This is a genomic window from Cellulomonas sp. P4_B5_2, assembly GCF_056402235.1.
In genome coordinates this window covers 1-3028 of the sequence record NZ_JBFUHU010000386.1, presented here as the reverse complement: position 1 = coordinate 3028, position 3028 = coordinate 1, and the positions used below count along the sequence as shown (strand labels likewise).

The 3028-nt window shown below is 73.2% G+C and carries 2 protein-coding genes; both read left to right on the top strand.

Annotated elements, in window-relative coordinates; all coding sequences use genetic code 11:
• Window positions 1-123 precede the first annotated feature (123 nt).
• On the top strand, window positions 124-855 hold the full coding sequence (locus AC1DUQ_RS19905) for an HlyD family secretion protein (RefSeq protein WP_477061872.1): 732 nt from the start codon (window positions 124-126) through the stop codon (window positions 853-855).
• Between the two features lie 65 nt (window positions 856-920).
• A complete protein-coding gene (locus AC1DUQ_RS19900) occupies window positions 921-3017 on the top strand; it encodes a glycosyl hydrolase (protein ID WP_477061873.1) in 2097 nt (698 codons plus the stop codon).
• Window positions 3018-3028: the final 11 nt, after the last annotated feature.

Here is a 3028-nt window from a genome sequence, read left to right as displayed (position 1 = left end):
CGGCGGCTTCGTCGTCACCGCCTGGAGGGAAGGGCGCCACGCTCGAGCGGCCGTCAGGGCGCAGCGCACGCCGCGCCACGCCGACGCACGCGTCCTCGCCACCGCACTCCCCGGAGGTGCCGCATGACCTGGACCAGCCGCATCCGACTGCTCGCGGGGATGATCCTCGTGCTCGTCCTCTGCGCGTTCGCCACCTATCAGCTGAACCAGACGCGCGGGGTCGCCGTGAGCGACTCCGCACAGATCCTCGCCAAGTCCTACGGCGTCGGGACGCCGTACGCGGGTCTCGTCGTCGACCAGCTCGTCGACGTCGGTGACGAGGTGAGCACGGGCGACCCCCTGTTCGTGATCGACTCGGCGACGCTGCAGTACGACGTGAAGAACGGCTTCGCGCGGACGTCGACCGAGGCGACGCAGATCGACGCCGACGGACGCCTCGTGGTCCTCGCCACGGGCGACGGGGTGATCACCGAGATCGCCTCCGAGCGCGGCACCTTCGTCCAGTCGGCCACCCAGCTGGCCACCGTGCAGCGAGCGGACACGCTCTACGTGCAGGCCGAGTACACGCTCACCCCCAAGGAGTACGCACGGGTGGCGGACGACGCCACCGTCACGGTCGTGCTGCCGAACCAGCGCGCCATCACGGTGCACGTCTCGGAGGTCAAGGTCGAGACCGTCGCGGGTGCCGCCCAGGCGGTGCTGATCCTCTCCGGCGACTCGCTCGAGGACGGGGCCCAGAACGGGCTCGTGTCCGCGGGCACGCCGGTGACCGCCGAGCTGCACCTGGAGAACGACGGGCTGGTGACGCGGACCGCGGCCGCCGTGAAGACCTACGTGGGAGGACTCTTCGGATGACGACTCGAACGACAGGACCCCTGACCGAGGTACGCCCCCCGCCCACGTCTCGCCGGCGATGGTGGGTGATCGGCCTTGCCTCAGCCGTCGTGGTCACGCTGGCCGCGGTGCTCGTCGTGGTCGCCCCCTGGTCCGACGACGACGGCGGGACCCCCGACGGTGACGGCGGTGCCGCACCCGGGTCGGCCCCGGTCTCCGACGTGAGCGGCCCGCCCGACGCGACGCCGCCGGAGGTGGACTCCGCGGCGCTCGTCGCCGCGGTCCCCACCGAGTCGGTGGCCAAGATCGATCCCGTGCGCCTCGCCCCCGGCGTAGTGCCACCCAGCAACCGCTGGTACAGCGGCCTGGTGTTCGGCGGCCAGCCGCAGCCGGTGTTCGCCGAGCCGCTGTCGTTCGGGCTCACCGACTCGGGGTTCACGCTCGGTCTGCCCGCCCCGACGGTGGACGCGAAGGTCATCATCGCGCCGCACGTCCCGGCTGTGACCGTGGACGCGGGGGCCACCTCCGCGCAGGTCAGCGCCGCGGACCCGGTGAGCGTGACGATCGACCTGCTCGATGCGTCGGGGGCGGTGCTCGGCAAGGTCGTGCTGGCGGCAGGCTCACCGTTCGTCAGCTTCACCGCGGCGCAGGACGTGACGCTGGGCTCCACCGTGACCGGCGGCGCGTTCGCGCCGGGCGACGACGGCGCGGCCACCGCGGACGCAGGTACGTCGCAGTGGGGGCTGGTCGGCGGGACGACCGACGGCGGGTCGACCACGCTGAGCGCCGGCGAGAGCGCGTCCTGGTACGCGCTGCCGCCGGAGGCCACACCGGAGGCAGCCGCCGCGCTGCGGACCGCCGCAGCCGACCCGGTCACGGGCGTCGACGTGACCTACGGCGTGGACGACGACGTCGCCCGCACCACCCTCACCTACCGCACCGCCGGGGGGGCTCCGACCGCGTACGTGCTCATGCCGCACCACCGCGTGGGCGACCAGCCGGAGCGCGCGGACTGCGGGCTCGGCGCCTACCCGAGCGTCTACGGCGACCTGGAGCTCTGCGCCGGGTCGCAGCTGTCGTCGTTCGCGCCTGCTCTTCCCGCCGCGCGCGAGCTCGACCTGGACGGCATCTCCGAGGAGCAGCGCGCGGCGATCGTCGACGCGCTGGCGGCGGACGTCGCGGCCACGCCGGCCTTCCCGTCGGACACGTACTTCGGCGGCAAGGCGCTCAACCGTGCGGCGTCGCTCGTGGTGCTCGGGGAGCAGCTGGGGGTGCCCGACGTCGTGGCGGAGCTGAAGGCCACCACGGTGGACGCGCTGACGGAGTGGGCGGAGCCGGACGGGTGCACTCGCCGTGACGCGAGGTGCGTGGTCTACGACGAGACCGCGCGCTCGGCCATCGGCCTCACCCCGTCCTTCGGGTCGGACGAGCTCAACGACCACCACTTCCACTACGGCTACATCCTCGCGGCGGCGGGTCTGCTCGCGCAGGACGACCCGGAGCTGGCGACCCGGCTCGCTCCGGTGATGAACCTGCTCGCGCAGGACATCGCCGCGGCCCTGCCGTCGGACGAGCTGCCGCAGCTGCGGTCGTTCGACCCGTACGCGGGCCACTCGTGGGCGTCGGGCACGTCCCCGTTCGCGGACGGGAACAACCAGGAGTCGTCGTCGGAGGCGGTCACCGCCTGGAACGGCCTCGGCCTGTGGGCGCTGGCCTCGGACCAGCCGGAGCTCGCGACAGAGGCCACCTGGCTGGCGTCGACCGAGGCGCTGACCGCCCGGACGTACTGGACGGCGCCGGACCTCAAGCAGTTCGAGGGCTTCGAGCACACGATGGTGTCCCTGAACTGGGGCGGGAAGCGGGACTACGCCACGTGGTTCAGCCCCGAGCCCGCCGCCATCCTCGGTATCCAGCTCATCCCGATGGGCCCGGTGCAGTCCGCCATGACCGACGGGGTGGAGCCGGAGCAGATCCGGGCCTCGGTCGAGGAGGCGACGCCAGGCGGGTACGGCGTGCAGTTCGGCGGCTACCTGCTGATGTACCGGGCGCTCGCCGGCGCGGACGACGCGGCAGCGGCCTGGCAGGAGGCGGTGAGCCTGCCGGACGTGGCGGTCGACGACGGCAGCTCGCGCTCCGCGATGCTGGCGTTCATCGCGTCCGCGCAGGCGCGCTCCGGAGGCTGACGGCAGCCTCG